Source organism: Streptomyces sp. NEAU-174, assembly GCF_052665095.1.
This window is the reverse complement of the sequence record NZ_JBQTCE010000017.1, coordinates 79,002-101,149: the sequence shown is the minus strand read 5'-3', so window position 1 is coordinate 101,149 and position 22,148 is coordinate 79,002. Positions and strand designations below refer to the sequence as shown.

General features: G+C 71.8%; 19 protein-coding genes. 2 read left to right on the top strand and 17 right to left on the bottom strand.

Going from position 1 to position 22,148, the window contains the following annotated elements:
• Nucleotides 1-12 precede the first annotated feature (12 nt).
• The 4 genes from ACT2CW_RS38565 to ACT2CW_RS38550 form a co-directional block, all read right to left on the bottom strand.
• The gene (locus ACT2CW_RS38565; protein ID WP_445519964.1) at nt 13-834 is read right to left on the bottom strand and encodes an effector-associated domain EAD1-containing protein; all 822 of its coding nucleotides are present in this window, start codon (nt 832-834) and stop codon (nt 13-15) included.
• Nucleotides 835-892: 58 nt separating this feature from the next.
• Nucleotides 893-1,567, bottom strand: coding sequence for a hypothetical protein (locus ACT2CW_RS38560; protein ID WP_164432224.1), 675 nt, complete (start codon nt 1,565-1,567; stop codon nt 893-895).
• A gap of 19 nt (nt 1,568-1,586) precedes the next feature.
• The gene (locus tag ACT2CW_RS38555) at nt 1,587-3,413 is read right to left on the bottom strand and encodes an AMP-dependent synthetase/ligase (RefSeq protein WP_164432277.1); all 1,827 of its coding nucleotides are present in this window, start codon (nt 3,411-3,413) and stop codon (nt 1,587-1,589) included.
• Nucleotides 3,414-3,599: 186 nt separating this feature from the next.
• Nucleotides 3,600-4,493: a LysR substrate-binding domain-containing protein gene (locus tag ACT2CW_RS38550; RefSeq protein ID WP_445519963.1), complete on the bottom strand. Its 894-nt coding sequence runs from the start codon at nt 4,491-4,493 to the stop codon at nt 3,600-3,602.
• Nucleotides 4,494-4,640: 147 nt separating this feature from the next.
• On the opposite strand from ACT2CW_RS38550, the gene ACT2CW_RS38545 reads away from it, so the two are divergent.
• Nucleotides 4,641-5,804, top strand: coding sequence for a bile acid:sodium symporter family protein (locus ACT2CW_RS38545; protein WP_445519962.1), 1,164 nt, complete (start codon nt 4,641-4,643; stop codon nt 5,802-5,804).
• Between the two features lie 2 nt (nt 5,805-5,806).
• On the opposite strand, the gene ACT2CW_RS38540 is transcribed toward ACT2CW_RS38545, so the two are convergent.
• Complete coding sequence (locus ACT2CW_RS38540; RefSeq protein WP_445519961.1) at nt 5,807-6,490, bottom strand: class I SAM-dependent DNA methyltransferase; 684 nt, start codon at nt 6,488-6,490, stop codon at nt 5,807-5,809.
• Between the two features lie 461 nt (nt 6,491-6,951).
• Between ACT2CW_RS38540 and ACT2CW_RS38535 the strand changes: the two genes are divergently transcribed.
• The gene (locus ACT2CW_RS38535) at nt 6,952-7,410 is read left to right on the top strand and encodes a VOC family protein (RefSeq protein ID WP_445519960.1); all 459 of its coding nucleotides are present in this window, start codon (nt 6,952-6,954) and stop codon (nt 7,408-7,410) included.
• On the opposite strand, the gene ACT2CW_RS38530 is transcribed toward ACT2CW_RS38535, so the two are convergent.
• The 12 genes from ACT2CW_RS38530 to ACT2CW_RS38475 all read right to left on the bottom strand — a co-directional run bounded on the left by ACT2CW_RS38530 (nt 7,407) and on the right by ACT2CW_RS38475 (nt 22,041).
• On the bottom strand, nt 7,407-9,380 hold the full coding sequence (locus ACT2CW_RS38530) for an exo-alpha-sialidase (RefSeq protein WP_445519959.1): 1,974 nt from the start codon (nt 9,378-9,380) through the stop codon (nt 7,407-7,409). The genes ACT2CW_RS38535 and ACT2CW_RS38530 overlap by 4 nt on opposite strands.
• A 279-nt stretch (nt 9,381-9,659) precedes the next feature.
• On the bottom strand, nt 9,660-10,022 hold the full coding sequence (locus ACT2CW_RS38525) for a MerR family transcriptional regulator (protein WP_445519958.1): 363 nt from the start codon (nt 10,020-10,022) through the stop codon (nt 9,660-9,662).
• Nucleotides 10,023-10,068: 46 nt separating this feature from the next.
• Nucleotides 10,069-11,364: a serine hydrolase domain-containing protein gene (locus tag ACT2CW_RS38520; RefSeq protein WP_445519957.1), complete on the bottom strand. Its 1,296-nt coding sequence runs from the start codon at nt 11,362-11,364 to the stop codon at nt 10,069-10,071.
• 163 nt (nt 11,365-11,527) lie between these two features.
• On the bottom strand, nt 11,528-12,286 hold the full coding sequence (locus tag ACT2CW_RS38515) for an SDR family NAD(P)-dependent oxidoreductase (protein WP_445519956.1): 759 nt from the start codon (nt 12,284-12,286) through the stop codon (nt 11,528-11,530).
• Nucleotides 12,283-13,740 (bottom strand): MFS transporter, encoded by a 1,458-nt coding sequence (locus ACT2CW_RS38510; protein ID WP_445519955.1) that lies wholly within the window; start codon nt 13,738-13,740, stop codon nt 12,283-12,285. Before ACT2CW_RS38510 ends, ACT2CW_RS38515 begins: the two co-directional genes overlap by 4 nt.
• Before the next feature lie 80 nt (nt 13,741-13,820).
• Nucleotides 13,821-14,405, bottom strand: a complete 585-nt coding sequence (locus ACT2CW_RS38505) for a TetR/AcrR family transcriptional regulator (protein WP_086885351.1) — start codon at nt 14,403-14,405, stop codon at nt 13,821-13,823.
• A gap of 220 nt (nt 14,406-14,625) precedes the next feature.
• Nucleotides 14,626-15,492 carry a formate dehydrogenase accessory sulfurtransferase FdhD gene (gene fdhD / locus ACT2CW_RS38500; RefSeq protein ID WP_445519954.1) on the bottom strand — a complete coding sequence of 289 codons (867 nt, stop codon included), beginning with the start codon at nt 15,490-15,492 and terminating at the stop codon, nt 14,626-14,628.
• 5 nt (nt 15,493-15,497) lie between these two features.
• Nucleotides 15,498-16,370 (bottom strand): 2Fe-2S iron-sulfur cluster-binding protein, encoded by an 873-nt coding sequence (locus ACT2CW_RS38495; RefSeq protein ID WP_182468692.1) that lies wholly within the window; start codon nt 16,368-16,370, stop codon nt 15,498-15,500.
• Complete coding sequence (locus tag ACT2CW_RS38490; RefSeq protein WP_445519953.1) at nt 16,367-18,373, bottom strand: NAD(P)H-dependent oxidoreductase subunit E; 2,007 nt, start codon at nt 18,371-18,373, stop codon at nt 16,367-16,369. Before ACT2CW_RS38490 ends, ACT2CW_RS38495 begins: the two co-directional genes overlap by 4 nt.
• Before the next feature lie 2 nt (nt 18,374-18,375).
• Entirely contained in the window at nt 18,376-20,325 is a 1,950-nt protein-coding gene (locus tag ACT2CW_RS38485; RefSeq protein WP_445519952.1) for a molybdopterin oxidoreductase family protein, read from the bottom strand.
• Between the two features lie 193 nt (nt 20,326-20,518).
• A complete protein-coding gene (locus ACT2CW_RS38480; RefSeq protein WP_256653775.1) occupies nt 20,519-20,641 on the bottom strand; it encodes an MFS transporter small subunit in 123 nt (40 codons plus the stop codon).
• Nucleotides 20,638-22,041 carry an L-lactate MFS transporter gene (locus tag ACT2CW_RS38475; RefSeq protein WP_445519951.1) on the bottom strand — a complete coding sequence of 468 codons (1,404 nt, stop codon included), beginning with the start codon at nt 22,039-22,041 and terminating at the stop codon, nt 20,638-20,640. The genes ACT2CW_RS38480 and ACT2CW_RS38475 overlap by 4 nt, the downstream gene beginning before the upstream one ends.
• Between the last annotated feature and the right edge of the window lie 107 nt (nt 22,042-22,148).

Sequence of the window (22,148 nt, the reverse complement as noted above, 5' to 3'; positions counted from 1 at the left end):
GAGGGACTTCCGTTACCAGGGACTTCCGCGCAGGATCAGCACGCCGTCCCCGTCCCGCCCGACGCGCTCCGCCGCCCGCCGCGCCGCCCGCTCCAGCGTGGACGCCTCGCCCAGCAGACCGTAGAGCCCGCCCGCGAAGGCCGCCGACGCCGCGCCGTCCAGCGGTCCCCGGTGGGCGACCACCACCTCGGCCGCCCCGGCGAAGAGCGCGGCCAGCGGCGCGCCCTCGGGGCAGCCGAGTACCACACCGGGCAGCGGGGCGCCGGTCAGCCGGCGGTAGACGGCCAGTAGTTCGGCCAGGCGCGCGGCCGGTGTGTGATGCGCCCGCCCGTCGCCGTCCTCGAAGACCAGCGTGCGCCCCTCCCGGCGGCAGACCAGATGCAGCACATCCGGGCGTACGGTGAGGATCCGCCGCAGATCGGTGGCGGCCGCGGCGGGGCACCGGTCCACCGTCAGGACGCCACGGGCCGCCCGCTGGACCGCGGCTAACTCCTGGCCGCCCGGGGCGGCGCCGGTCACCAGCACCCGCCGGATCCCGCCCCCGCCCGGCCGCTCCCGTAAGGCGGCGCGGAACACCTCGTTGTGCGGATAGGAGACGCACGCGGCGGCCAGGACGCGCAGTCTGCCGTCCGCGACCCGGTCCGCGGCGACCGCCCCGGCCACCGCGGACCAGAACTCCCCGGCGGCCGTGGCGGCCGCCGGTATGTGCTCGGCGGCGAAGCCCGCCCTGCGCAGCAGCGCCACGGCGGACGGGCCGGGCGGGAAGACCCGCGCCAACTCCTCGATCTCCTCGGTCGTCAGCGCCGGATGCCCGTCCCCGTCCTGGCCGTCCACCGTGTTCCGCCGCTCCTCGCCTGTGCTCGTGCCGTTCCGTGGCCCCCGCTCTCCGTCCCTACTGAAGCGCGGCCAGGCGCAGCGGTTCCTCGAGCTCCTCCCGGAAGCGGTGCAGGGTGTGCCCCTCGCGCACCGTGGCGCCCACCGCGACCGCCGCCCGGGTCACCGCCCCGCGCGGCGCCCGTACCACCATGGCCAGCCGGTATGTGCCCCCGATGCGCACCGCGGAGGTGTGCCGGATCTCCCAGCCCGGGTCGGAGCGCAGCTCCCGCCGCGCCTCCAGACAGACCCGCTCGCCGAAGACGGTGTCGCCACCGTCCTGGAATCCGAGCCGCGGGCCGAGGTGGGCCGCGGGCGCCGACGCCGTCACCTCCGCGGTGAGCTGGCGCGGGGTCATGGACCAGGCCACCGGCTGGAAGACCGCGGTGCCGCGTCGCACCGGTTCCGCCGTGAGGCTGAGGTCGAGATTGACCGAGTGCAGGGCGGGGTCCGGCGCGTCCCGGGCGCAGGTCACCGACATATGCACCAGGTGATAGACGGCGTTGTCCGCCTCGGTGCGCAGGAAGTCCAGCAGCTCCGGATCCGTCCCGACGAGGTCGGCCGTGACCGGTAAGGCCACCGGCCCGCCCAGGACCACCCGTCCGGCCAGCCTCGGGCCGCTGGGCTGGGGTGTCTCCTCGGACAGCAGTGCCAGTTCGCGTTCGGGAAGTTCGGGGAGAATGACATCGATCATTTCGTGCCCCCTTCGCGGCTCAGGTGTTGTACAGCGCCTCGACCTCGACGGCGTACGCCTGTTCGATGGCCTTTCGCTTCAATTTCAGCGACGGCGTCAGCAGACCATGCTCCTCGGAGAACTGCGCGGCAAGTATCCGGAAGGTACGAATCGACTCCGCCTGGGAAACGGTGGTGTTCGCCGCGACCACCGCCCGCCGGATCTCGGTCTCCAGATCGGGGTCCCGGACCAGCTCGCCCGGCGGCAGCTCCGGCTTGCCGCGCATCGTCAGCCAGTGCGCGACCGCCTCCGAGTCCAGGGTGACCAGCGCCGCGACATACGGGCGGTCATTGCCCACCACGATGCACTGGGCCACCAGCGGATGCGCCCGCACCCGCTCCTCCAGGCCCGCCGGGGAGACCGACTTGCCGCTGGAGGTCACCAGGATCTCCTTCTTCCGCCCGGTGATGGTGAGATAGCCGTCGTCGTCCAGCGTGCCCAGGTCGCCGGTGGCGAGCCAGCCGTCGCGCAGCACCGCGTCGGTCGCCTTGGGGTCGCCCAGGTAGCCCTCGAAGACCTGGCCGCCGCGCACCCACACCTCGCCGTCGTCGGCGAGGTGGACCGTGGTGCCGGGGATCGGCACGCCGACCGTGCCGAAGCGGGTCTGCTCGGGCGGGTTGGCGGTGGCGGCGGCGGTGGACTCGGTGAGGCCGTAGCCCTCGTAGATGATCACGCCCGCGCCCGCGAAGAACAGGCCGAGCCGCCGCTCCATGCCCGAACCGCCCGACATCGCGTGCCGCACCCGGCCGCCCATCGCGGCGCGCACCTTGCCGTAGACGGCCTTCTCGAAGAACTGGTGCTGCATCCGCAGCCCGGCGCCCGGACCCGGCCCGGTGCCGAACGCCTTGGCCTCCTGCGCCTCCGCGTACCGCACCGCCACGTCCACGGCCTTCTCGAACACCCCCAGCTTGCCCTCCGCCTCGGCCTTGCGGCGCGCCGCCGCGAACACCTTCTCGAAGATGTACGGCACCGCGAGGATGAAGGTCGGCCGGAACGTCTTCAGATCGGGCAGCAGCGCGGCGGCCGAGAGCCTGGGCTGGTGCCCGAGCTTGACCTTGCCGCGGATGGCGGCGACCTCGACCATCCGGCCGAAGACATGGGCGAGCGGGAGGAAGAGGAGGGTGGCGGCCTCGTCGCCCCGCTTGGAGTGGAAGGCCTCCTCGTACCGCTCGACGATGTTGTCGCATTCCGCCATCAGATTGGCGTGGGTGATCACACAGCCCTTGGGGCGGCCGGTGGTGCCGGAGGTGTAGATGATGGTCGCGGGCTGGTCGGGGGTCACGGCCAGCCGGTGCCGTTCCACCAGGTCGTCCTCGACGGATTCCCCGGCCGCCAGCAGCTCCTCCAGCGCTCCCGCGTCCAGCTGCCACAGCTGCCGCAGATGCGGCAGCCGGCCGACCACCGAGCCGACCGTCATCGCGTGGTCCTCGTGCTCCACGACACAGGCGGAGACCCCCGCGTCATGCAGCATCCAGCAGACCTGCTCGGCGGAGGAGGTGGGGTACAGCGGGACGCTCTGGGCGCCGATGGCCCACAGGGCGAAGTCGAAGAGCGTCCACTCATAGCGGGTGGGAGACATGATGGCGACGCGGTCGCCGAACCGGACGCCACGGGCCAGCAGGCCCTTGGCGAGCGCCGTCACCTCGTCCCGGAACTGGCCCGCGGTCACGTTCTGCCAGCCGCCGTCCGCCGTTTTGCGCGCCAGTGCAACCCGGTGGGGGTCGGAGTCCGCATGGTCGAAGACGGCGTCCGCCAGTCCTCCGGCCTGAGGCGGCGTCGCCAACGGGGGGACGGTGAACTCGCGCAATACCTGCTCCTTGAAGCCGCTGGGCACAGCGCCGCGACCGTACCCGATCCGGCCCCCGATGCGGGAGAGGTGTTTTGTGCCCGGAACGTACGGAATGCCGGGCGGACAGTGAGGTGAAAGGGTAACAATCAGGCGTTGGCGAGGGCGTATTGCGTGGAGTCTGGTCCTATGCGCCGCGTGTGTGGCTCATATGTAACGGTCTTCTGCACGAAATCTCTCCGATCGTGGCACAGGCCCGGCCAGGATCGTGGCGGCGAGTCGCTCCGCGGCGGCGTGCGAGGCGCCCTCCCGCCGACGCTTTCCGTACAACAGTACGAAATCCACCGGGCCGAGGTCGGGCAGCCCGGCCCGTTCGGGGACCGGCGCCAGGCCGGGCGGGATCAGGCCATGGGTGTGGGCCATCACCCCGAGCCCGGCGCGGGCCGCCGCGACCAGTCCGTTGAGACTGCCGCTGGTGCATACGATCCGCCATGACCTGCCGTGTCGCTCCAGCACATCCAGCGCGCGGGCCCGGGTCAGCCCGGGCGGCGGGAAGACGATCAGGGGGAGCGGACGGTCCGGATCCAGCCGCAGCCGCTCGGCGCCGATCCACACCAGCCGGTCCCGCCACACCAACTGCCCGCCCGGCCGGTCCTCGGACCGCTTGGCCAGCACCAGATCCAGCTTGCCCGCCTCGAGCCGCTCGTGCAGGGTGCCAGACAGCTCGACGGTGAGCTCCAGGTCCACCTCGGGATGGTCACGGCGGAACCCCTCCAGGATCTCCGGCAGCCGGGTGACCACGAAGTCCTCCGAGGCGCCGAAGCGCAGTCGGCCGCGCAGACGGGTGCCCCGGAACCAGCTCGCCGCCCGCTCGTTCGCCTCCAGGATGGAGCGGGCGAACCCCAGCATCGCCTCGCCGTCCTCGGTCAGCTCCACCCCATGGGTGTCGCGGGCGAAGAGCTGCCGCCCCACGGCCGCCTCCAGCTTGCGCACCTGCTGGCTCACGGTGGACTGGCGCACCCCGAGGCGGTCGGCGGCCTGGGTGAAGCTGAGGGTCTGGGACACCGCGAGAAACGTACGGAGCTGGGCGGGGTCGTACATGGCGGCCACTGTACGCCGGGCCATCACGGGACGCGATGACAGTCAGAGCGGTATACGGGATTCCCGATGGCCTTGATCGGGAGCATGATGAACGGGGCCCCGTCCGTGTCCGGGAATGCCGGCCGAGAAGAGCGAGAAAGAGAACGAATGCCCAGCCCGCACCGCCCGCACCCTCCGCATCCCCCGCGCCGCCCGCGCCGCCCGCGTCTGCGCAAGATCGCCCTTCCCGCCCGCCCCGCCCTTCCCTCCTGGCTCCCCCTGGACGGTTTCATCCTCGGCCTCATCGGCACCGTGGCGCTCGCCGTGCTGCTCCCGGTCAGCGGCCGGGCCGCCACCATCACCGACGGGGCCACCACGGTCGCGGTCGCCTTCCTCTTCTTCCTCTACGGCGCCCGGCTCTCCACCCGGGAGGCGCTGGACGGGGTGCGCCACTGGCGGCTCCATCTGACCGTGCTGGTGTGCACCTTCGTCATCTTCCCGGCCCTCGGCCTGGCCGCGCGCGGCCTGGTGCCGTACGTGCTGACCCACCCCCTCTACACCGGGCTGCTCTTCCTGTGCCTGGTGCCCTCCACGGTCCAGTCCTCCATCGCCTTCACCTCGATCGCCCGGGGCAATGTGGCCGCCGCGATCTGCGCGGGCTCCTTCTCCAGCCTGCTCGGCGTGGTGGTCACCCCGGTGCTGGTCGCGCTGTTGCTGGGCGGCAGCGGAGGCGGTTTCTCGGCCGACTCAATGATCAAGATCGGGCTTCAGCTGCTGGCCCCCTTCCTCGCCGGTCAGCTGCTGCGCCGCTGGATCGGCGGCTTCATCTCGCGGCACCGGGCGGTGCTGCGTCTGGTGGACCGGGGCTCGGTGCTGCTCGTGGTCTACGCGGCGTTCAGCGAGGGCATGGTCCGGGGCATCTGGCACCAGGTGACCCCGGCGCGGCTGGCGATCCTGCTCGGCGTCGAGGCGGTCCTGCTCACGGTGATGCTCACGCTCACCTCGTACGGCTCGCGGAAGCTGGGCTTCGTCCGCGAGGACCGGATCACGATCGTGTTCGCGGGGTCGAAGAAGAGCCTGGCCGCCGGGCTGCCGATGGCGAGCGTGCTCTTCGGCGCCCAGGCGAGCCTGGCGGTGCTGCCGCTGATGCTCTTCCACCAGATGCAGCTGATGGTCTGCGCGGTGCTGGCCCGCCGCTTCGCGGCGCGGGCGCCGGAGGGGGCGGGGGCGGCGGGGACGGCGGGGACGGGAGCCGGGAACCGGTCGTCGGTGGCTCGGGCTGATGCGGACAGCGCGGACAGCGCGGACGACGCCGCGCTGACCCGCGTCTGACGTCAGCCTGTGGCGCCCGGGTCTTGGTCTTCGGCAGGGGGCAGCGGCTTGCGGGCGATGAGGGACGCCTGCGGGGTGGGTTCCCAGCGCTCCGGTTCCCGGAAGGTCCGGGCGTGGACCGGCAGTCCGGCCCCGGCCAGCAACTCGGCGATCCGGTCCGGCTGCCACCGGCGGAAGGTCAGCGACACCTCATGGCCGAACGCCTCCGTATAGTCCCGCTGTTCGTCCCCCACCTGGAAGCCCACGAGCACGTATCCACCGGGCGCCAGCACCCGGTGGAACTCGGCGAACACATCCGGCAGCCGCTCCTGCGGAATGTGGATCGTGGAGTACCACGCCACTACGGCGGCGAGGGTGCCGTCCGGGATGTCCAGGGCCAGCATCGACCCCTCCTCGAACCGCAGCCCGGGGTGCTCCCGCCGGGCCAGCTCCACCATCCGCGGCGACAGGTCGATCCCGTACACGGACAGCCCCAGACCGTGGAGATGCGCGGTCACCCGGCCCGGCCCGCAACCCACATCGGCCACCGGTCCGCCGCCGGCGTTCCGCACCAACTCGGCGAAACCGGCGAACACCGCCCGTTCCAGTGTCTGGGCCGCCAGTTCATCGCGGAAACGCTCGTCGTAGTCGAGGGCCATGGCGTCGTAGGACGCCCGGGTGGAGTGGAGAAAGTCGGCTTCGGTCACGGCCGAACACCCTAGCGGGGGCCCCGGCGGACCACGCGGCGGAGCCGCATATCGATGCTTTCCCCTCCCCGCCCCTTCCCACTACCAAGGGCTCCGCCCCTGGACCCCGGGGTGGAGCGGAGCAGCCCACTGCCGGGCGTTGGGGTCCGTCGGATGCCGCTGGGTGCGGGTGGCTCCGTCCGGCGGCGTCGATGTGCGGCTCGGCCGTGTGGGAGGGGGTTTGCGCCTGGGTTCCGGGGTCTGGGGTTGGGGCCGGAGCAGTCCGCTGCCGGGCGTTGGGGTCCGTCGGGTGTCGCTGGGTGTGGGTGGCTCCTTCCGGCGGCGTCGATCTGCGGCTCGGCCGTGTGGGAGGGGGCCCTGGACTCCGGGGGCTGGGGCGGAGCCCCAGTTTCGGGGAGGGGCGGGGAGGGGAAAGCACCACGCCGGGCCCCGTTGTCAGACCCCTCTGGGACGCTTCGGACATGACGACGCTCACGCTGCAACTGACCATCGACTGTGCCGAGCCACACCGGATGGTGGCCTTCTGGTCCGAGGCCCTGGGCTATGTGCCCGAGCCCCCGCCGGGCGGCCACGCCACCTGGCGGGAGTACTGGGCGGACATGGGGGTGCCCGAGGAGGAGCTGCCCCCGGGGGCCGGGGAGACCCCGGAGTCCATCGTGGATCCGGAGGGGCAGGGCCCGCGGGTGTGGTTCCAGCAGGTTCCGGAGTCCAAGGTCACCAAGAACCGGCTGCATCTCGATCTGAAGGTGGGCGGTGGGCGGGATACGCCCCTCGCGGTCCGCACCGAGCGCGTCACCGCGACCGTGGACCGGCTCAAGAAGGCCGGAGCCACGGTCCAGCGGATCATGGACGAGCCCGAGATGGAGTACTACGCGGTGGTGCTCCAGGACCCGGAGGGCAATGAGTTCTGCGTCGTCTAGTCGTGGGATGACCGCACGCGGTCGAGCGGGAGGTGGACGAGGACGCCGGAGTGAGGGTCGTCGAGCGGGGCGTTGAACTCGCGGACGCGGCGCAGTTCGGTGTCGGACAGGGCGCGGGCGTACAGGCGGAACTCATCGAGATCGCCCGTCATAGCGGACCGGCTGTCCACGGCCTGGCCGAGATGGAGACCGAAGGGCGCGGTGCGGCTCACGGTGCCCGGGGCGTCGGGGGCGGTGACCGCGGTGCCGCCGTCCACGGTGAGGGAGAGCCGTCCGCCGCTGCGGACGAGGGCGATGTGGTGCCACTGCCCGTCGTTGTACGCGGCGTCGGTGGACACGGAGGCACTGGTGAAGGTGGCGAAGCCGTTGACCGTGGTCATCAGCGCCCGGATCCGGTTGCTCCCGGGCTCACCCCGCAGCCAGACCTGCGGCTGTTTGTTGCCGATGCCGCCCATCCACAGGAACGGATGCTGCCCGGAGGCGGCCGAGTAGCGGAACCACAGGCTCACGGTGAAGTCGCGGGTGCCGAGCGGCAGGGCGTTCCGGTACGGGACCCGTACGGCGTCGTCCGTGCCGTCGAACGACAGCGCGTCGCCGAAGCGGCCGTCGTCACGCCCCGCCGCGCCGCCGAGCACGGTCGCGGACCGGGCGCCGGGCGCGCGGTCGTCGGTGGTGGGGGAGGGCGGCCGGCGGGAGCCCAGCCAGTCCTCGGTGAAGCGGGCGAAGCGGATCTCGTCACGGGCGTCCACCGCACCGCCCTCGTACAGCAGCCCCACCGTGTCGCGGGAGATCGCGACCATGTCCGAGTAGCCGGACCAGTCGGTGGTGACGACCTTGCCCCGGTCGACAGTGTCCCAGGTGCGGGCCTCGTCCCAGGAGGAGCGGACCATCATGGTGCGGCGGCGGTCGGGGTCGGCGGGGGCGGAGAAGAGCAGCCGGCTGTAGCCGTCGCGGGCCGGGTCGCGCAGCCGCAGGATCGAGCCCTGCACCTGAGGGGTGGGCAGATCGGGGATGGTGCGGAAGGGCGCGGTGAAGCTCTGGCCGCCGTCCCGGCTGATGGCGTAGTCGCGGTGGCCGAGATCGGTGCCGTCCTGCTCCCGGCCGTTGACGTAGATGGAGCCGTCGGCCCGCTCCACCAGCGTCATCTCGGACGGCTTCTGACGGAAGGTGCCGTCCTCCGCGAGCGGATAGCTGTCCACCGCGCCGATGCGCCAGCGGTCGCCGCCGTCGTCGCTGTAGGCGAGCGCGGCGTGGTTGTCGGTGATGCGGCCATCGCTGAAGCTCTCGGTGTTGAGGGTGAAGACCATTCGGCCCTTGTGGCGTCCGCGCTGGAGCTGGATGCCGTGGACGGGGCCGGTGGCGTACCAGGAGTTCCACTGGGCCGGCATCAGCGAGGAGCTCAGATCGCGCGGGGCCGACCATGTGGCGCCGTTGTCGTCGCTGTACTGGAGGTGCGGGGAGCGGTCACAGGGGACGTCGCAGCTCTGGGAGTCGTCGCGGCCGGTGTTGTAGGTGCTGGCGAGCACGACGCGGCCGGTGCGCTGGTCCACGATGGGCGCGGGGTTGCCGTGGGTGTCACCGTTGCCGTCGTTGACCACCTGGAGCGGGCCCCAGGTGCGGCCGCCGTCGGTGGAGCGCTTGAGGACCAGATCGATGTCCCCGGCGTCACCGCAGTTGTCGACCCGGCCCTCGGCGAAGGCCAGCAGGGTGCCGTCCTTGGCCTTGACGACCGCCGGGATCCGGAAGCAGGAGTATCCCTGTTCCTGGGCAGACTTGAAGAGCACCTGTTGCTCGAAGCCGGAGTCGGCGCGGGCCGCGGACGCGGAGGAATCCGTGTCCGCGGCCCGTACCGGAAGCGGGATCAGGGCCAGCGCCGCGGCGGTGAGGAGCACGGAGGCGCGGCGCCGCCACGGTCTGGTACGGGAGCGGGGAGGTCTGCTGCGGGGACGTGTGCGGAGAACTGACGCCATGGTCACGGCCTGCCCTTCAGACTGCCTCGTTGAGGCATCGGCATCTGGACGTCGAGGCCATCGGGCATCACGCCATGAGGCATCATGCCGTCAGGACATCAAGACATCCCATGTCTCACACATGACTGCGGCTGAAAGTGTCTCGTCCTGCGGTCGCCCGGGACAAGGACCGTGCGTCATATCCTCGTGACGCTACGCCAGTTGAGGTGAGGACGGGGCGCGAGGGGGACGGTGCCCGCCCCCGGACGGTGCCCGCCCCCGGACGGCGCCCCGTCTCGGTCAGCCCATGGCCGTCTGACCCGCCGTGATGACCCGGTCCAGCAGCGACCGGGACAGCTCGAGCTCCTCGATGGCCGAGGTCATCCGGTCCCGCTCGGCGCGCAGTTCGCCCAGCAGATCCGGGCAGGTGGGCACGAGGTGCTCACCGTCGTCGCGGAGACACGGCAGGACCTGGGAGATGGTCGCCGTCGACAGCCCGGCCGCCAGCAGCGCGCGGATGCGCCGCACCACCGCCACATCGGACGCGCGATACGCGCGATAGCCGCTGGGCAGCCGCTCGGGCCGGAGGAGGCCCTGTTCTTCGTAGTAGCGCAGCAGCCGTTCGTTCACCCCGGTACGGCGGGACAGCTCGCCGATCCGCATGGGCCTCCTCCTCGCGGCCGTAAGCCTCCGAACCCTCCAATGCGTGTCAGAGTTTACGGCCTCCGATCCCCTCGCACAGAACTCGGTCGATAAGGCCCTGCATGACCTTCTCGGCCCGGAGCAGCTGCTCGTCATCGGCGGTCTTCCCGCTGGAGCTGATGGTCACCGAGCGCCGCCCGCCCTCGGTGAAGCCGGTACGCACCGTGGCCCCTTCGAGGTCGCCGCCGTGGCCCCAGCGGTAGCCGCCGCAGCTGAGCGGCTGGCGGATCATCCCGAGCCCGTACTGGGCGTGCGGGAAGGCCACCTCGAAGTCCGGTCCGACGGGGACCGTCCGGCGCATCTCGGCCAGCTGCGCCGGGGGCAGCAGACGGCCGCTCAACAGGGCGGTGTAGAACCGGTCCAGATCGCGGTCGGTGGTGATGAGGGAACCGGCCGCACCGCCCCAGGAGACGTTCCGCAGCGTGGTGTCCGTCCAGCTGTCGGAGCCGGGGAAGCGCTGATACGTATGGGCGTACGGGGCCTTGATCCGCGGATCGTCCCCGGGCTCGGAGGTGCCGGTCAGGCCCAGCGGGCGGATGACGCGGTCGCGGACCTCCTCCGGCCACGCGCGTCCGGTGACCTTCTGGATGATCATTCCGGCCAGGACATAGCCGGGGTTGGAGTAGTTCCAGTCGGGCTTCGGGTCATCGGCCGGGGCGGGCGGGAAGTCGGGCCGGTGCTTGATCGCCCCGGCGACCACCCGCTCGGGGGAGACATGGTCGAACCGGGTCCGCTCGAAGTCCGCCGCCGAGTCGCCGGTGTCGTCGCTGTAGGCGTAGTTGTGGATGCCGCTGGTGTGCTGGAGCAGATTCCTGACGGTGATCCGGCGGCCGTCGTTGCCATTGCCGCTCACCACGCCCGGCAGCCACTTGTCCACCGGGTCGCTCAGCGAGAGCCGCCCCTCGGCGACCAGTTGGAGCACGACCGTGGCCACGAAGGACTTGGTGACGCTCGCGGCCCGGTAGTGCGCCCCGTACGGCATGGGGCGGCCGGTGTTGCGCTCCGCCTCGCCCGCACGGGCGTGGATCCGGCGGTTACCGTCGCGCACCTCCACGGTGATGCCGATGAATCCGGCGTCCTCCAGCGTCCGGGCCACCGCACGCCGCAACTCGGCCTCGGTGAGCCGCCCGCTGGTGGGGGCGGAGGAGCCGGCGGAGTCGGTGGACGAGGTGGCGGACGGCGCGGGGCCGGATTTCGGTGCTGTGGCGGCGGCCGGGACCGCGGCCGCACCGCCGAGGAGGGCGGCGGTGACGGCGGCGGCGGTGACGAGGCGTAAGCGAGGGCGCTTCGTGGGTGCGTTCATGTCTCACCAGCTTCCGGGGGTGGCGGTGCCCCGGCCATGCGGCAGGCCCCCGGGGTTCGGGTAGGGACAGCCCCATGGCCGGGTTCCGGCCGGGCTTCGGGTCGGCTTTCGGTCGGGCTCCGACTGGACTTCGACTGGGCTCCGGCCGGTCGCTCGGGGCCGGTCAGGCCGACGAGCCGCTGTCCACCACGAGATCCGTGCCGACCACGGCGCCCGCCGCCGGTGAGGCGAGGTAGAGCACGGCGGCCGCGATTTCGTCCGCCTCCGCCACCCGGCCCAGCGGAGTCTCGCTCTTCGCCCGCTCGGCGCGGTCGGCCTCGGTCTCACCCGGCAACAGCGACATGGGGCCGTCGGAGGCGCCGGGGCTGACCGCGTTGATCCGGACGCCCTGGTGGATGTGGTCGAGCGCGGCGATCCGGGTCAGCGTGGCGACCGCCGCCTTGGAGGTGCTGTAGGCGCCGAGGCCCGATACCCGCAGATGGGCGCCCAGGTTGGAGGAGACATTGACGATCGCCCCGCCGCCGTGCTCCTTCATATGCGCGATCTGGTGCTTCATGGCCAGCCAGACACCGGTGACATTGGTGCGCAGCACCGCCTCCCAGTCCTCCTCGCTGACCTCGCCGACGGGCCCCTTGCCGCGCAGTATCCCGGCGTTGTTGACGGCGATGTCCAGTCCGCCGAAGCGGGCGACGGCGGCCTGCACCAGTTCCCGCAGCTGGCCGGAGTCGGTGACATCGGCGGTCACGGCGGCGGCCCGGCCATCGGCGGCCTCGATGAGGCGGACCGTCTCGGCCAGGGTGGATTCGGTGCGGCCCGCGGCCACCACGGAGGCGCCTTCGGCGGCGAAGGCTAGCGCGATGGCGCGGCCGAGACCGGTGCCCGCTCCGGTGACGAGGGCGGTCTTTCCGGTGAAGCGGTTCACTGCGTGGCTCCTTGAGGGAGAGAGGAGGGGCGAGATGGACGGGACGGACGGGACGGACGGCTCCGCTGGACGCGGAGGTTCAGGGCGGCGACGAGAGCGAGCGCGGCCCCCGTCGCGGCGAGGGAGACGGCATCGCTGCCGAAGGTGAGCACGATGGCGAAGACCACGGTCGGGCCGAGCTCCATCGCGGTGTTCAGCACCCCGCCCGCGAGTCCGGTCCGCTCATGCGGCACCCCATGGGTGGTGAGCACGGCGGCCCCGGCGAAGGAGGCGGCGGCACCGGCCGGCAGCAGCACCAGCCCCGGCAGCAGCGCCGAGGCATACGCGGCGTGCGGGTCGAGCCCGGTGAGGGCGAGCAGCACCAGCCCGGCCCCGGCCGTGGCCAGCCCGGCGGCGGTGACGACGCGGGGGCCGAAGCGGGCTATCAGTGGCCCGGCCGCCCGGCCCGAGGTGAGCAGGGCGATGGCGAACGGCACAAAGGCGGCCGACGTCCGCAGCGGCGACCAGTCACGGTCCTGTTGGAGATGGAGCGAGAGGGTCACAAAGGTCATCGCGGTCGCGCAGGCGCTGAAGGCGATGGCCGCGAGCGCGAGCGCCCGCCGCCGGTCCAGCAGGAAGCGGGGCGGCAGCAGCGGGTCGCCCGCCCGGCGCTCCGCGTACCAGAACACGATGAGCAGCGCGGCCCCGATGAGCAGGGGCACCAGCACCCCGGCCGACGACCAGGGCAGGGCGTCGGTGACCACGAGCCCATAACTTGCGAGCGTGATCCCGGCCGTGGCCAGCAGCGCGCCCGGCAGATCGAGCGCCCGGCCCCGGCTCGGCGGGGTGTCCGGCAGCAGCCGGGGCGCGAGGACGAGGGCGGCCACGGCCACCGCCAGCGGTACGGCGAAGCTCCACCGCCAGGACAGCAGCTCGGCTATCACACCGGAGAGCAGATTGCCCGCGGTCGCGCCGAGCACGGAGAGCCCGCCCCAGGTCGCCATCGCCTTGCCGTAGGCGGTGGGCGCGGGGAAGACGGCGCGCAGTACCGTCATGGCGGCGGGCGCTATCAGAGCCGCACCCGCGCCCTGGGCGAACCGGGCCGCGAGCAGGGTCCCGATTCCGGGGGCGAACGGGGCGGCGGCCGAGGCTGCGGCGAAGAGGATGAGCCCAGCGGTGAGGGCCCTCCGCCCGCCGTAGCGGTCGGAGAGGCGCCCGCCGAAGAGCAGCAGCCCGGCGAAGGTCAGCCCATAGGCGGCGCTGAGCAGGATCAGATCGGCCCGCTCCAGGCCGAAGGCCCGGCCGATCTCGGGCAGCGGCACGGCGATCGCCGCGAGCGTGAAGATCAGGGTGATCTGGACGGAGCCGAGCAGGGCGAAGGCCCGGCGACGGTGGGTCGTGAGGGTGGTGGGGTCGCGGTCTCTGTCCGCGTTGGTATCGGTGTCGGGGTCGCACGGGGTGTCGGTGACGGTCATCTTTCCCCCAATATTTGACCGATCGTTTTAATATAAGGGCATGCGAATGGGCTCTGTGTGACTCCCGTGATCGTGAGAAATCAGTCCAGCAGTGCCAGCGCCTGCTCCGCCGCGTCCCGCACCCGGGCCGGGTCGTCCGACGCCTTGCCGACCACCCGCAAACCCTGCAACAGCACGAACAGCATCCGCGCCAGCGCGCGGGGGTCGCGGTCCTCGGGGAGCTCCCCCTGGGCCTGCGCCCGTATCAGCGCGGAACACAGCGGGGTCTCCACGCGGTCCCAGCTGAGCTCCACCCGGCGGGCCGCCGCCGGGTCGTGCGGCGCCAACTCGGCCGCCGTGTTGGTCACCAGGCAGCCGGCCCGCCGCAGCTCCGGGGAGGCGGCCTCCTCGGCGAAACGGCGCACCACCGCCCGCACCGCGGGCAGCGCGGGGCCGGGCTGGGACAGCTCGGCCAGCAGGGACGGGTCGCGCGTCTCCGCATAGCGGTCCATGGCCTTCAGATACAACTCGTGCTTGCTGCCGAAGGTCGCGTAGATACTGGCGCGGCCGATGCCGAGGTAGTCGACGAGGTCCGCCATCGAGGTCGCTTCATAGCCGCGCTGCCAGAACAGCTCGAGAGCCGACTGGAGGGCGGCCTCTGGATCGAATTCCTTCGTTCTGGCCATGACCCAACCGTAGCACCTAACCAGAACGAGCGGTCAAGAACACTTTCGAGTGAAACCCCGGGCACGGAACGTGGGCCGGACGCGGAACGTAGCCCCGGACGCGGAACGTAGCTACGGGACTGTCGGGCGGCGGGGCCACCTGGCCCGGTAGGGGCCGGCCGACGCAGGGGGCGCTCCCCGTCGGCCGGCCCGCCAACCCGTGCAGCGGGCGGACCGCTTCTCAGGCCCCGCCAACCGCTGTCCGCAGGGCGAGCCGCTGCTCGCCCGCGTACACGTTCATCGAGGTGCCGCGGAGGAAGCCGACCAGGGTCAGCCCCGTCTCCGCCGCCAGATCCACCGCCAGCGAGGAGGGCGCCGACACCGCCGCCAGCACCGGGATCCCCGCCATCACGGCCTTCTGCGCCAGCTCGAAGGAGGCGCGCCCCGAGACCATCAGCACCGACCCCGACAGCGGCAGCAGGCCCTGCTGGAGCGCCCGCCCCACCAGTTTGTCCACCGCGTTGTGCCGCCCCACGTCCTCCCGCAGGTCCAGCAGCTCACCGTCCGGGCTGAACAGCGCCGCCGCGTGCAGACCGCCGGTCCGGTCGAAGACGCGCTGCGCCGCGCGGAGCCGGTCAGGGAGCACCGAGAGCGTCTCCGGCTCGATCCGGACGGCGGAGCCCCCGGCGTCCTCGAGGCCGTCCGCCAGCGGCCAGCGCGCGGTCGTCCGCACCGCGTCCAGGCTGGCCTTGCCGCACAGACCGCAGGACGACGTCGTGTAGACATTGCGCTCGAGCGTGATGTCCGGGACCGGCACGCCCGGCGCCAGCGTCACATCCACCACGTTGTAGGTGTTGGAACCGTCCTGGGTCGCGCCCGCGCAGTAGACGATGTTCGCCAGCTCGTCCGCGCGCCCGAGGACGCCCTCGCTCACGAGGAACCCGGCGGCGAGGGCGAAGTCGTCGCCCGGCGTGCGCATCGTGATGGCCAGCGGTTTGCCGTTCAGCCGGATCTCCAGCGGCTCCTCCGCCACGAGGGTGTCCGGCCGGGTGCTGACCGCCCCGTCCCGGATGCGGATGACGCGGCGTCGCTCGGTGACCCGTCCCATGTCGATCAGTCCCGGTTCTGTGCGTGGTTCTGTACGTGCTGGTACCCGAATCGGCCCTTGATGCACAGGTTCCCGTGCGTGACGGGGTTGTCGTGCGGCGAGGTGACCTTCACGATCTCATTGTCCTGCACATGGAGGGTGAGATTGCAGCCCACACCACAGTAGGCGCACACCGTGGTCGTCTCCGTCTGGGCCGCCTCGTCCCACGTCCCGGCCGCCCGCATGTCGAACTCGGACTTGAAGCTCAGCGCGCCGGTCGGGCACACCTCGATGCAGTTGCCGCAGTAGACACACGCGGAGTCGGTGAGGGGCGCGTCGTGCTCGGTGGAGATCCGGGCGTCGAAGCCGCGGCCCGCGACCGCGATCGCGAAGGTGTTCTGCCACTGCTCACCGCAGGCGTCCACGCACTTGTAGCAGAGGATGCATTTGTCGTAGTCGCGGACGTACAGGTCGTTGTCGACCTTCGGCTCCTCGTCCACCCGGGCCGCGTCCGCGCCGAAGCGGTCCGGCTCCGCCCCGTACTCCTCGATCCACTCGGCGGCGCGCGGGGTCGTGGACAGATCGGTTGAGGAGGCCAGCAGTTCCATGACGACCTTACGGCTGTGCCGGGCCCGCTCGGTGTCCGTGCGCACCTCCATGCCCTGCTCCACCCGGCGGGAGCAGGCGGGGGCGAGGGTGCGGGCGCCCTCCACCTCCACCACGCACACCCGGCAGGCGTTCTTCGGGGTGAGCGTGTCGCCCTGGCACAGGGTCGGGATGTCCTTGCCCGCGGCGCGGCACGCGTCCAGCAGGGTGCTGCCCTCCGGGGCGCGCACCGGCTCGCCGTCCAGGGTGAGGTCGACCAGTCGGCGCGGGGGTCGCAGCGGTATCGCGGTCACTTGAAGGCTCCCAGGCGGTCGATGGCGGACTCCACGGCGTTCCAGGCGGTCTGGCCCAGACCGCAGATCGAGGCGTCCCGCATGGCCTGGCCGACCTCGCGCAGCAGCGCGATGTCCCCGGCCGCGGCGACGCCCGTACGGTCCTTGAGCCGGTGCAGCGCCTCCTCCTGCCGTACGGTGCCCACCCGGCAGGGGACGCACTGCCCGCAGGACTCGTCGCGGAAGAACTCCGCGATGCGCAGCAGGATGCGGGGCAGCTCGACGCCCTCGTCCAGCACCAGCACCACCCCCGAGCCGAGCGTGGTGCCCGCCGCGCGCGTGCCCTCGAAGGTCAGCGGCACGTCCAGCTCGTCGGGGCGTACGAAGCCGCCCGCGGCGCCGCCGAGCAGCACCGCGCGCAGGGTCTCGGGCGGCCCCGCGAGCTCCAGCAGCTCCCGCAGCGTCGCCCCGAACGGCAGCTCGTAGACGCCGGGCCTGGCGACCGTGCCGGAGACGCAGAACAGCTTGGTGCCGGTCGAGGTCTCGGTGCCTGTACGCGCATACGCCTGTGCGCCCTCGATCAGAATCGGCAACACATTGACCAGGGTCTCCACGTTGTTGACCGCGGTCGGCTTGCCGAACAGCCCCTTCTCGACCGGGAACGGCGGTTTGCTGCGCGGTTCACCGCGCCGCCCCTCGATCGAGTTGAAGATCGCGGTCTCCTCGCCGCAGATGTACGCGCCCGCGCCGCGCCGGATCTCGATGTCGAACGCGAACCCCTGGCCCATGACGTCCTTACCGAGGAAGCCACGGGCCCGGGCCCGGTCGATGGCGGTGCGCAGCCGGCGCAGCGCGCGGGGGTACTCGCCGCGCAGATACAGATAGCCGCGGTGGGCCCCGGTGGCGTAGCCCGCGACGGTCATGGCCTCGACGAGGGCGTAGGGATCGCCCTCCATCAGGACCCGGTCCTTGAAGGTGCCCGGTTCGCTCTCGTCGGCGTTGCAGACCAGATAGTGCGGATGGTCGGGCTGCTGGGCGGTGGCCGACCACTTCCGCCCGGTCGGGAACGCGGCCCCGCCCCGCCCGACCAGACCCGCCTCGGTGACCTCCCGGATCACCCCGGCGGGCCCGAGCGCGAACGCGCGCCGCAAGGCGGCGTAGCCGCCGTGGGCGCGGTAGTCGTCCAGCGACCCCGGGTCCACGACTCCGATCCGGCGCAGCAGCACCAGGCCGTCGCCTCCGGCCTGGGGTACGGATGTGGCCCGCCGCGCGGAATTCTCCGGCCGCGCATCAGGGTTTGCGTGCGGCTCCGTGGATGCGGAGTTCTCCGACCGCTGCACGGCGCCGGGGCCCGGGTCGGGAGCGGCCGCGTCGTCATCGGCCTGGGGGACGGCCTGAGGGGTCGCGTCGGCCTGGGGGACCGCCGCCACCGCGGGCGGCTCTGCCGCCGCCTCGTGCGGCGCGGACGCCGCGTCCGCGACCGCCTCGGCGGTGGCGGGGGCGACGACCGCGGTCCGCGGGGTCTCGCCCGCGCGGATGGCCAGGGCCGCCGGGGCGCGCTCGCACAGGCCCAGACACGGACTGGGCTGCCAGACCGCCCCGGACCCCGCCGAGCCCGCCGGGCCCACGTCCCGTTCGAGCTCCGCGCACACCCGGGCGGAGCCCCGGGCCGCGCACGCCAGATCCGTACAGACGTGGACGACGGTCGCCGGACGGGGTTTCACCGCGAACATCGCGTAGAAGGTCGCCACCCCGTAGCCCTCGGCCGGAGGGACCGTCAGCCGGCGGCACAGATAGTCCAGGCCGCCCTCGCTGATCCAGCCCACCCGGTCGTTGAGGGCGTGCAGTCCGGGCAGCAGCAGATCGCGCCGCTCCCGTGCCTCGCGGCCGCCGCGCGCCCAGCGCAGATCCGTGTCCGTACGGTCGTCCGCGCCCTCCCAGGTGGACTCGGGCGGGCCGAGCAGCGCGTCGACCGCCGCCCGCTCCTCGTCCGTGGGCTTGCTGTCACCGAACCGCAGATCCACGATCAGCTCCTTACGGCGGTCACGGGAATCTTCTCGATCCTTATGGCCGACGCCTTGAACTCCGCCGTCCCCGCGATGGGGCAGTTCGCCTCGATCGTCAGGGAGTTGGTGTCCACCTCGTCGGGGAAGTGCATGGTCATGAAGGCGAGCCCCGGCCGCAGCCCGGGATCGATCCACACCGGAGCCACCACCGAACCGCGCCGCGAGGTGACCCGCACCCGCTCCTCGGCCTCCACCCGGTAGCGGGCCGCGTCCTCCGGGCACAGCTCGATGTACTCGCCGCGCCGCAGCGGAGAGGCGAACCCCCCGCTCTGCACCCCGGTGTTGTACGAGTCCAGGCGCCGTCCCGTGGTGAGCCGGATCGGGAAGGTGTCATCGGTCAGATCGACCGGCGGATCGTGCTTCACCGGGCCGAAGGGGGCGAGCGGGCCGCGCAGCGCCGGATCGTTCTCCCACAGGCGGCCGTGCAGATAGGTGGGCTCGAGACGGTCGGTGCTGGGGCAGGGCCACTGGATGCCCTGGTGCTCCTCCAGCCGCTCGTAGGTCATGCCGAAGTGGTCCGGGGAGACGGCGCGCAGCTCGTTCCAGACCTCCTCCGCGCCCTCGAACTTCCAGTCGTGGCCGAGCCGCCGCGCCAGCTCGCAGATGATGTCGATGTCCTCGCGCGCCTCGCCCGGCGGCTCCACGGCCTTGCGCACCCGCTGGACGCGCCGCTCGCTGTTGGTGGTGGTGCCCTCCGTCTCGCACCAGCCGGCGGTCGCCGGGAGCACCACATCGGCCAGTTCGGCGGTCCTGGTGAGGAAGATGTCCTGCACCACCAGGTGCTCCAGCGACTCCATCCGCCGGACGGCCTGCTCGGTGTCGGCCTCGGACTGGGCCGGGTTCTCGCCGATGCAATAGACGGCGCGCAGTTCGCCCGCCTCCATGGCCTCGAACATCTCGGTGAGGTTCAGTCCGTAGCGCGGCTGGATGACCACGTCCCAGGCGCGCTCGAACTTGGACCGGACGGGCGGGTCCAGGATGTCCTGGAAGCCGGGCAGCCGGTTGGGGATGGCGCCCATGTCGCCACCGCCCTGCACGTTGTTCTGGCCGCGCAGCGGCTGGAGCCCGCAGCCGTACCGGCCGACATGGCCGGTCAGCAGGGAGAGATTGATCAGCGCCCGGACGTTGTCGGTGCCGTTGTGGTGCTCGGTGATGCCGAGCGTCCAGCACAGCTGGGCGCGCTCGGCGGTGGCATAGGCGTGCGCGAGGTCGCGGATGGCGTCCGCAGGGACGCCGGTGACCTTCTCCGCGACGCTCAGGGTCCAGGGCTCCACATGGGCCGCGTACTCCTCGAAGCCGGTGGTCGCGCGCTCGATGAAGGCCCGGTTGGCGAGCCCCGCGTGGATGATCTCGCGGCCCACGGCGTGGGCGAGCGGGATGTCGGTGCCCACATTGAGCCCCAGCCAGCTCTCCGCCCATTCGGCGGTCGAGGTGCGGCGCGGATCGACGGCGTACATCCGGGCGCCGTTGCGGATGCCCTTGAGGACGTGATGGAAGAAGATCGGGTGCGCGAAGCGGGCGTTGGAGCCCCACATCACGATGAGGTCCGTGTCCTCGACCTCCGCGTACGACGACGTGCCGCCGCCGGAGCCGAAGACGGCGGACAGCCCCGCGACGCTGGGCGCGTGGCAGGTGCGGTTGCAGGAGTCGACGTTGTTGGTGCCGATCACCACCCGGGTGAACTTCTGGGCCACGTAGTTCATCTCGTTGGTGGCGCGGGCGCAGGAGAACATGCCGAACGCGTCGGGCCCGTGGGCCGCCGTCACGGCCCGGAACCCGGCGGCGGCCCGGCTCAGCGCCTCGTCCCAGGAGGCGCGGCGGAGCTCTCCGCTCACCGAGTCCCGCACCAGGGGATGGGTGAGCCGCGGGTACTGCTTCTGCTGTCGGTTGCGCTGGCGGTTACGGGCCACGACGGGCTCCTTACGGCGGTCACGCCGCGCGGTGCGACGTGAGGGGACCGAGCGTCCGGGAATCGTCGACTGAATATTGAATACAGTATGCCCGAGAAGGGGGTCAAGGAGTCGGACGACACCTCAACCCCCCTTCGGTCTCCCGGTGATGGGACTCCGGACCGTGTAGGAGAGCTCGTTTGGTGGAGCGGGCTCAGCCGGTGAAGAGCTGGGTGGCCTTCTGGACGAGCTCGTAGACCCCGTACCCGAAGGGCAGCACCACCCAGGCCCAGACGGCCACGGTCAGCGCCGTGCGGTCTTTGGTGGGCTCGGTCATCGGTCCCCTCCCTTCTCGGCGGGGGCCGCCTCGGACTCGGCCGCCTCGGACTCGGCCGCCGCGGGGGCCGGTTCATGGAAGCGCGGATGGACCGGCCGTATCAGCTCGTTGGCGACGAAGCCGACGACCAGCAGCACGATCATGATGGTGAGCGAGAGCGAGTACAGCCCGGGGCCGGTCTTCCCCGCCTCCTCCTGGTGGTCGGCCACCTTGTTGACGATGTACGGGCCGAGCACCCCGGCCACCGACCACGCGGTGAGCAGCCGGCCGTGGATCGCGCCCACCTGATAGGTGCCGAACAGGTCCTTCAGATACGCCGGAACGGTCGAGAAGCCGCCGCCGTAGAAGGAGAGGATCACCAGGGCGCACACCACGAACAGCGGCTTGGAGGAGTCTCCGAGCTGCGAGATGGCCAGATACATCAGCGCGCCCACGCCCAGATAGACCCGGTACATGTTCTTGCGCCCGATGAGGTCGGAGGTGGACGACCACAGCAGCCGCCCGGCCATGTTGGCCGCCGACAGCAGGGCGACGAAACCGGCCGCCGCGGTGGCGGACACGGGGGTGTCGGTGTCCTTGAAATAGTCGCCGATCATGGGCGCGGCCTTCTCCAGGATGCCGATGCCCGCCGTCACGTTCATGCACAGCACCACCCACAGGAACCAGAACTGCGGGGTGCGGATGGCGTTGCGCGCGGAGACGTCGGCCGTGCTGATCATGTGCCCCTGTTCCTGCGGCGGTTCCCAGCCGGCCGGCCGCCAGCCCTCGGGCGGTACCCGCACCAGCAGTACGCCGAGGGCCATGAAGACCGCGTAGGTCACGCCGTGGACCAGGAAGGTGGCGGCGATGCCGCCGTTGTCGGTGCCGAAGTGCTCCAGCAGCTTGCTGGACCAGGGAGACGCGATCAACGCTCCGCCGCCGAAGCCCATGATGGCGATGCCGGTGGCCATGCCTGGCCGGTCGGGGAACCACTTCATCAGCGTGGAGACGGGGGAGATGTAGCCGATGCCGAGACCGATCCCGCCGATGAAGCCGTAGCCGAGGACCACCAGCCAGTACTGGCTGGTGGCGGCGCCGAGGGCGGCGACGAGGAAGCCGGAGGAGAAGCAGACGAGGGAGACGAACATCGCCCAGCGCGGGCCGTTGCGCTCCACGAGCGTGCCGCCGAAGGCGGCGGACAGGCCGAGCATCACGATGCCCAGCTGGAAGGGGAGCGCGCTGGCCGTGCCCGAGAGGTCCATCGAGGACTCCAGGGGCGGCTTGAACACGCTCCACGCGTAGGCCTGGCCGATCGAGAGATGGACGGACAGGGCGGCGGGCGGCACCAGCCAGCGGCTCCAGCCCGGTGGGGCCAGGGTGCGCGAGCGGCTGAGCGGGCCGAGACGATCATTGGTGAGCATGTGCCCGGACTTTAAGGATTCAACGAGTCGATGACTAGACGTCAAGGCACCTGGGATGTGTCGGCGGCGTGGACAGGCTGGGTAAACTGTAGACAATAACCAATTCA

Bases quoted from the DNA above. Each gene is read 5' to 3' on its own strand.
- ACT2CW_RS38475 (WP_445519951.1), bottom strand. From the start codon at position 22,041: ATGCTCACCAATGATCGTCTCGGCCCGCTCAGCCGCTCGCGCACCCTG.
- ACT2CW_RS38545 (WP_445519962.1), top strand. From the start codon at position 4,641: ATGCCCAGCCCGCACCGCCCGCACCCTCCGCATCCCCCGCGCCGCCCG.
- ACT2CW_RS38510 (WP_445519955.1), bottom strand. From the start codon at position 13,740: ATGACCGTCACCGACACCCCGTGCGACCCCGACACCGATACCAACGCG.
- ACT2CW_RS38535 (WP_445519960.1), top strand. From the start codon at position 6,952: ATGACGACGCTCACGCTGCAACTGACCATCGACTGTGCCGAGCCACAC.
- fdhD (WP_445519954.1), bottom strand. From the start codon at position 15,492: ATGGGACGGGTCACCGAGCGACGCCGCGTCATCCGCATCCGGGACGGG.
- ACT2CW_RS38505 (WP_086885351.1), bottom strand. From the start codon at position 14,405: ATGGCCAGAACGAAGGAATTCGATCCAGAGGCCGCCCTCCAGTCGGCT.
- ACT2CW_RS38525 (WP_445519958.1), bottom strand. From the start codon at position 10,022: ATGCGGATCGGCGAGCTGTCCCGCCGTACCGGGGTGAACGAACGGCTG.
- ACT2CW_RS38550 (WP_445519963.1), bottom strand. From the start codon at position 4,493: ATGTACGACCCCGCCCAGCTCCGTACGTTTCTCGCGGTGTCCCAGACC.
- ACT2CW_RS38520 (WP_445519957.1), bottom strand. From the start codon at position 11,364: ATGAACGCACCCACGAAGCGCCCTCGCTTACGCCTCGTCACCGCCGCC.
- ACT2CW_RS38480 (WP_256653775.1), bottom strand. From the start codon at position 20,641: ATGACCGAGCCCACCAAAGACCGCACGGCGCTGACCGTGGCCGTCTGG.
- ACT2CW_RS38530 (WP_445519959.1), bottom strand. From the start codon at position 9,380: ATGGCGTCAGTTCTCCGCACACGTCCCCGCAGCAGACCTCCCCGCTCC.
- ACT2CW_RS38560 (WP_164432224.1), bottom strand. From the start codon at position 1,567: ATGATCGATGTCATTCTCCCCGAACTTCCCGAACGCGAACTGGCACTG.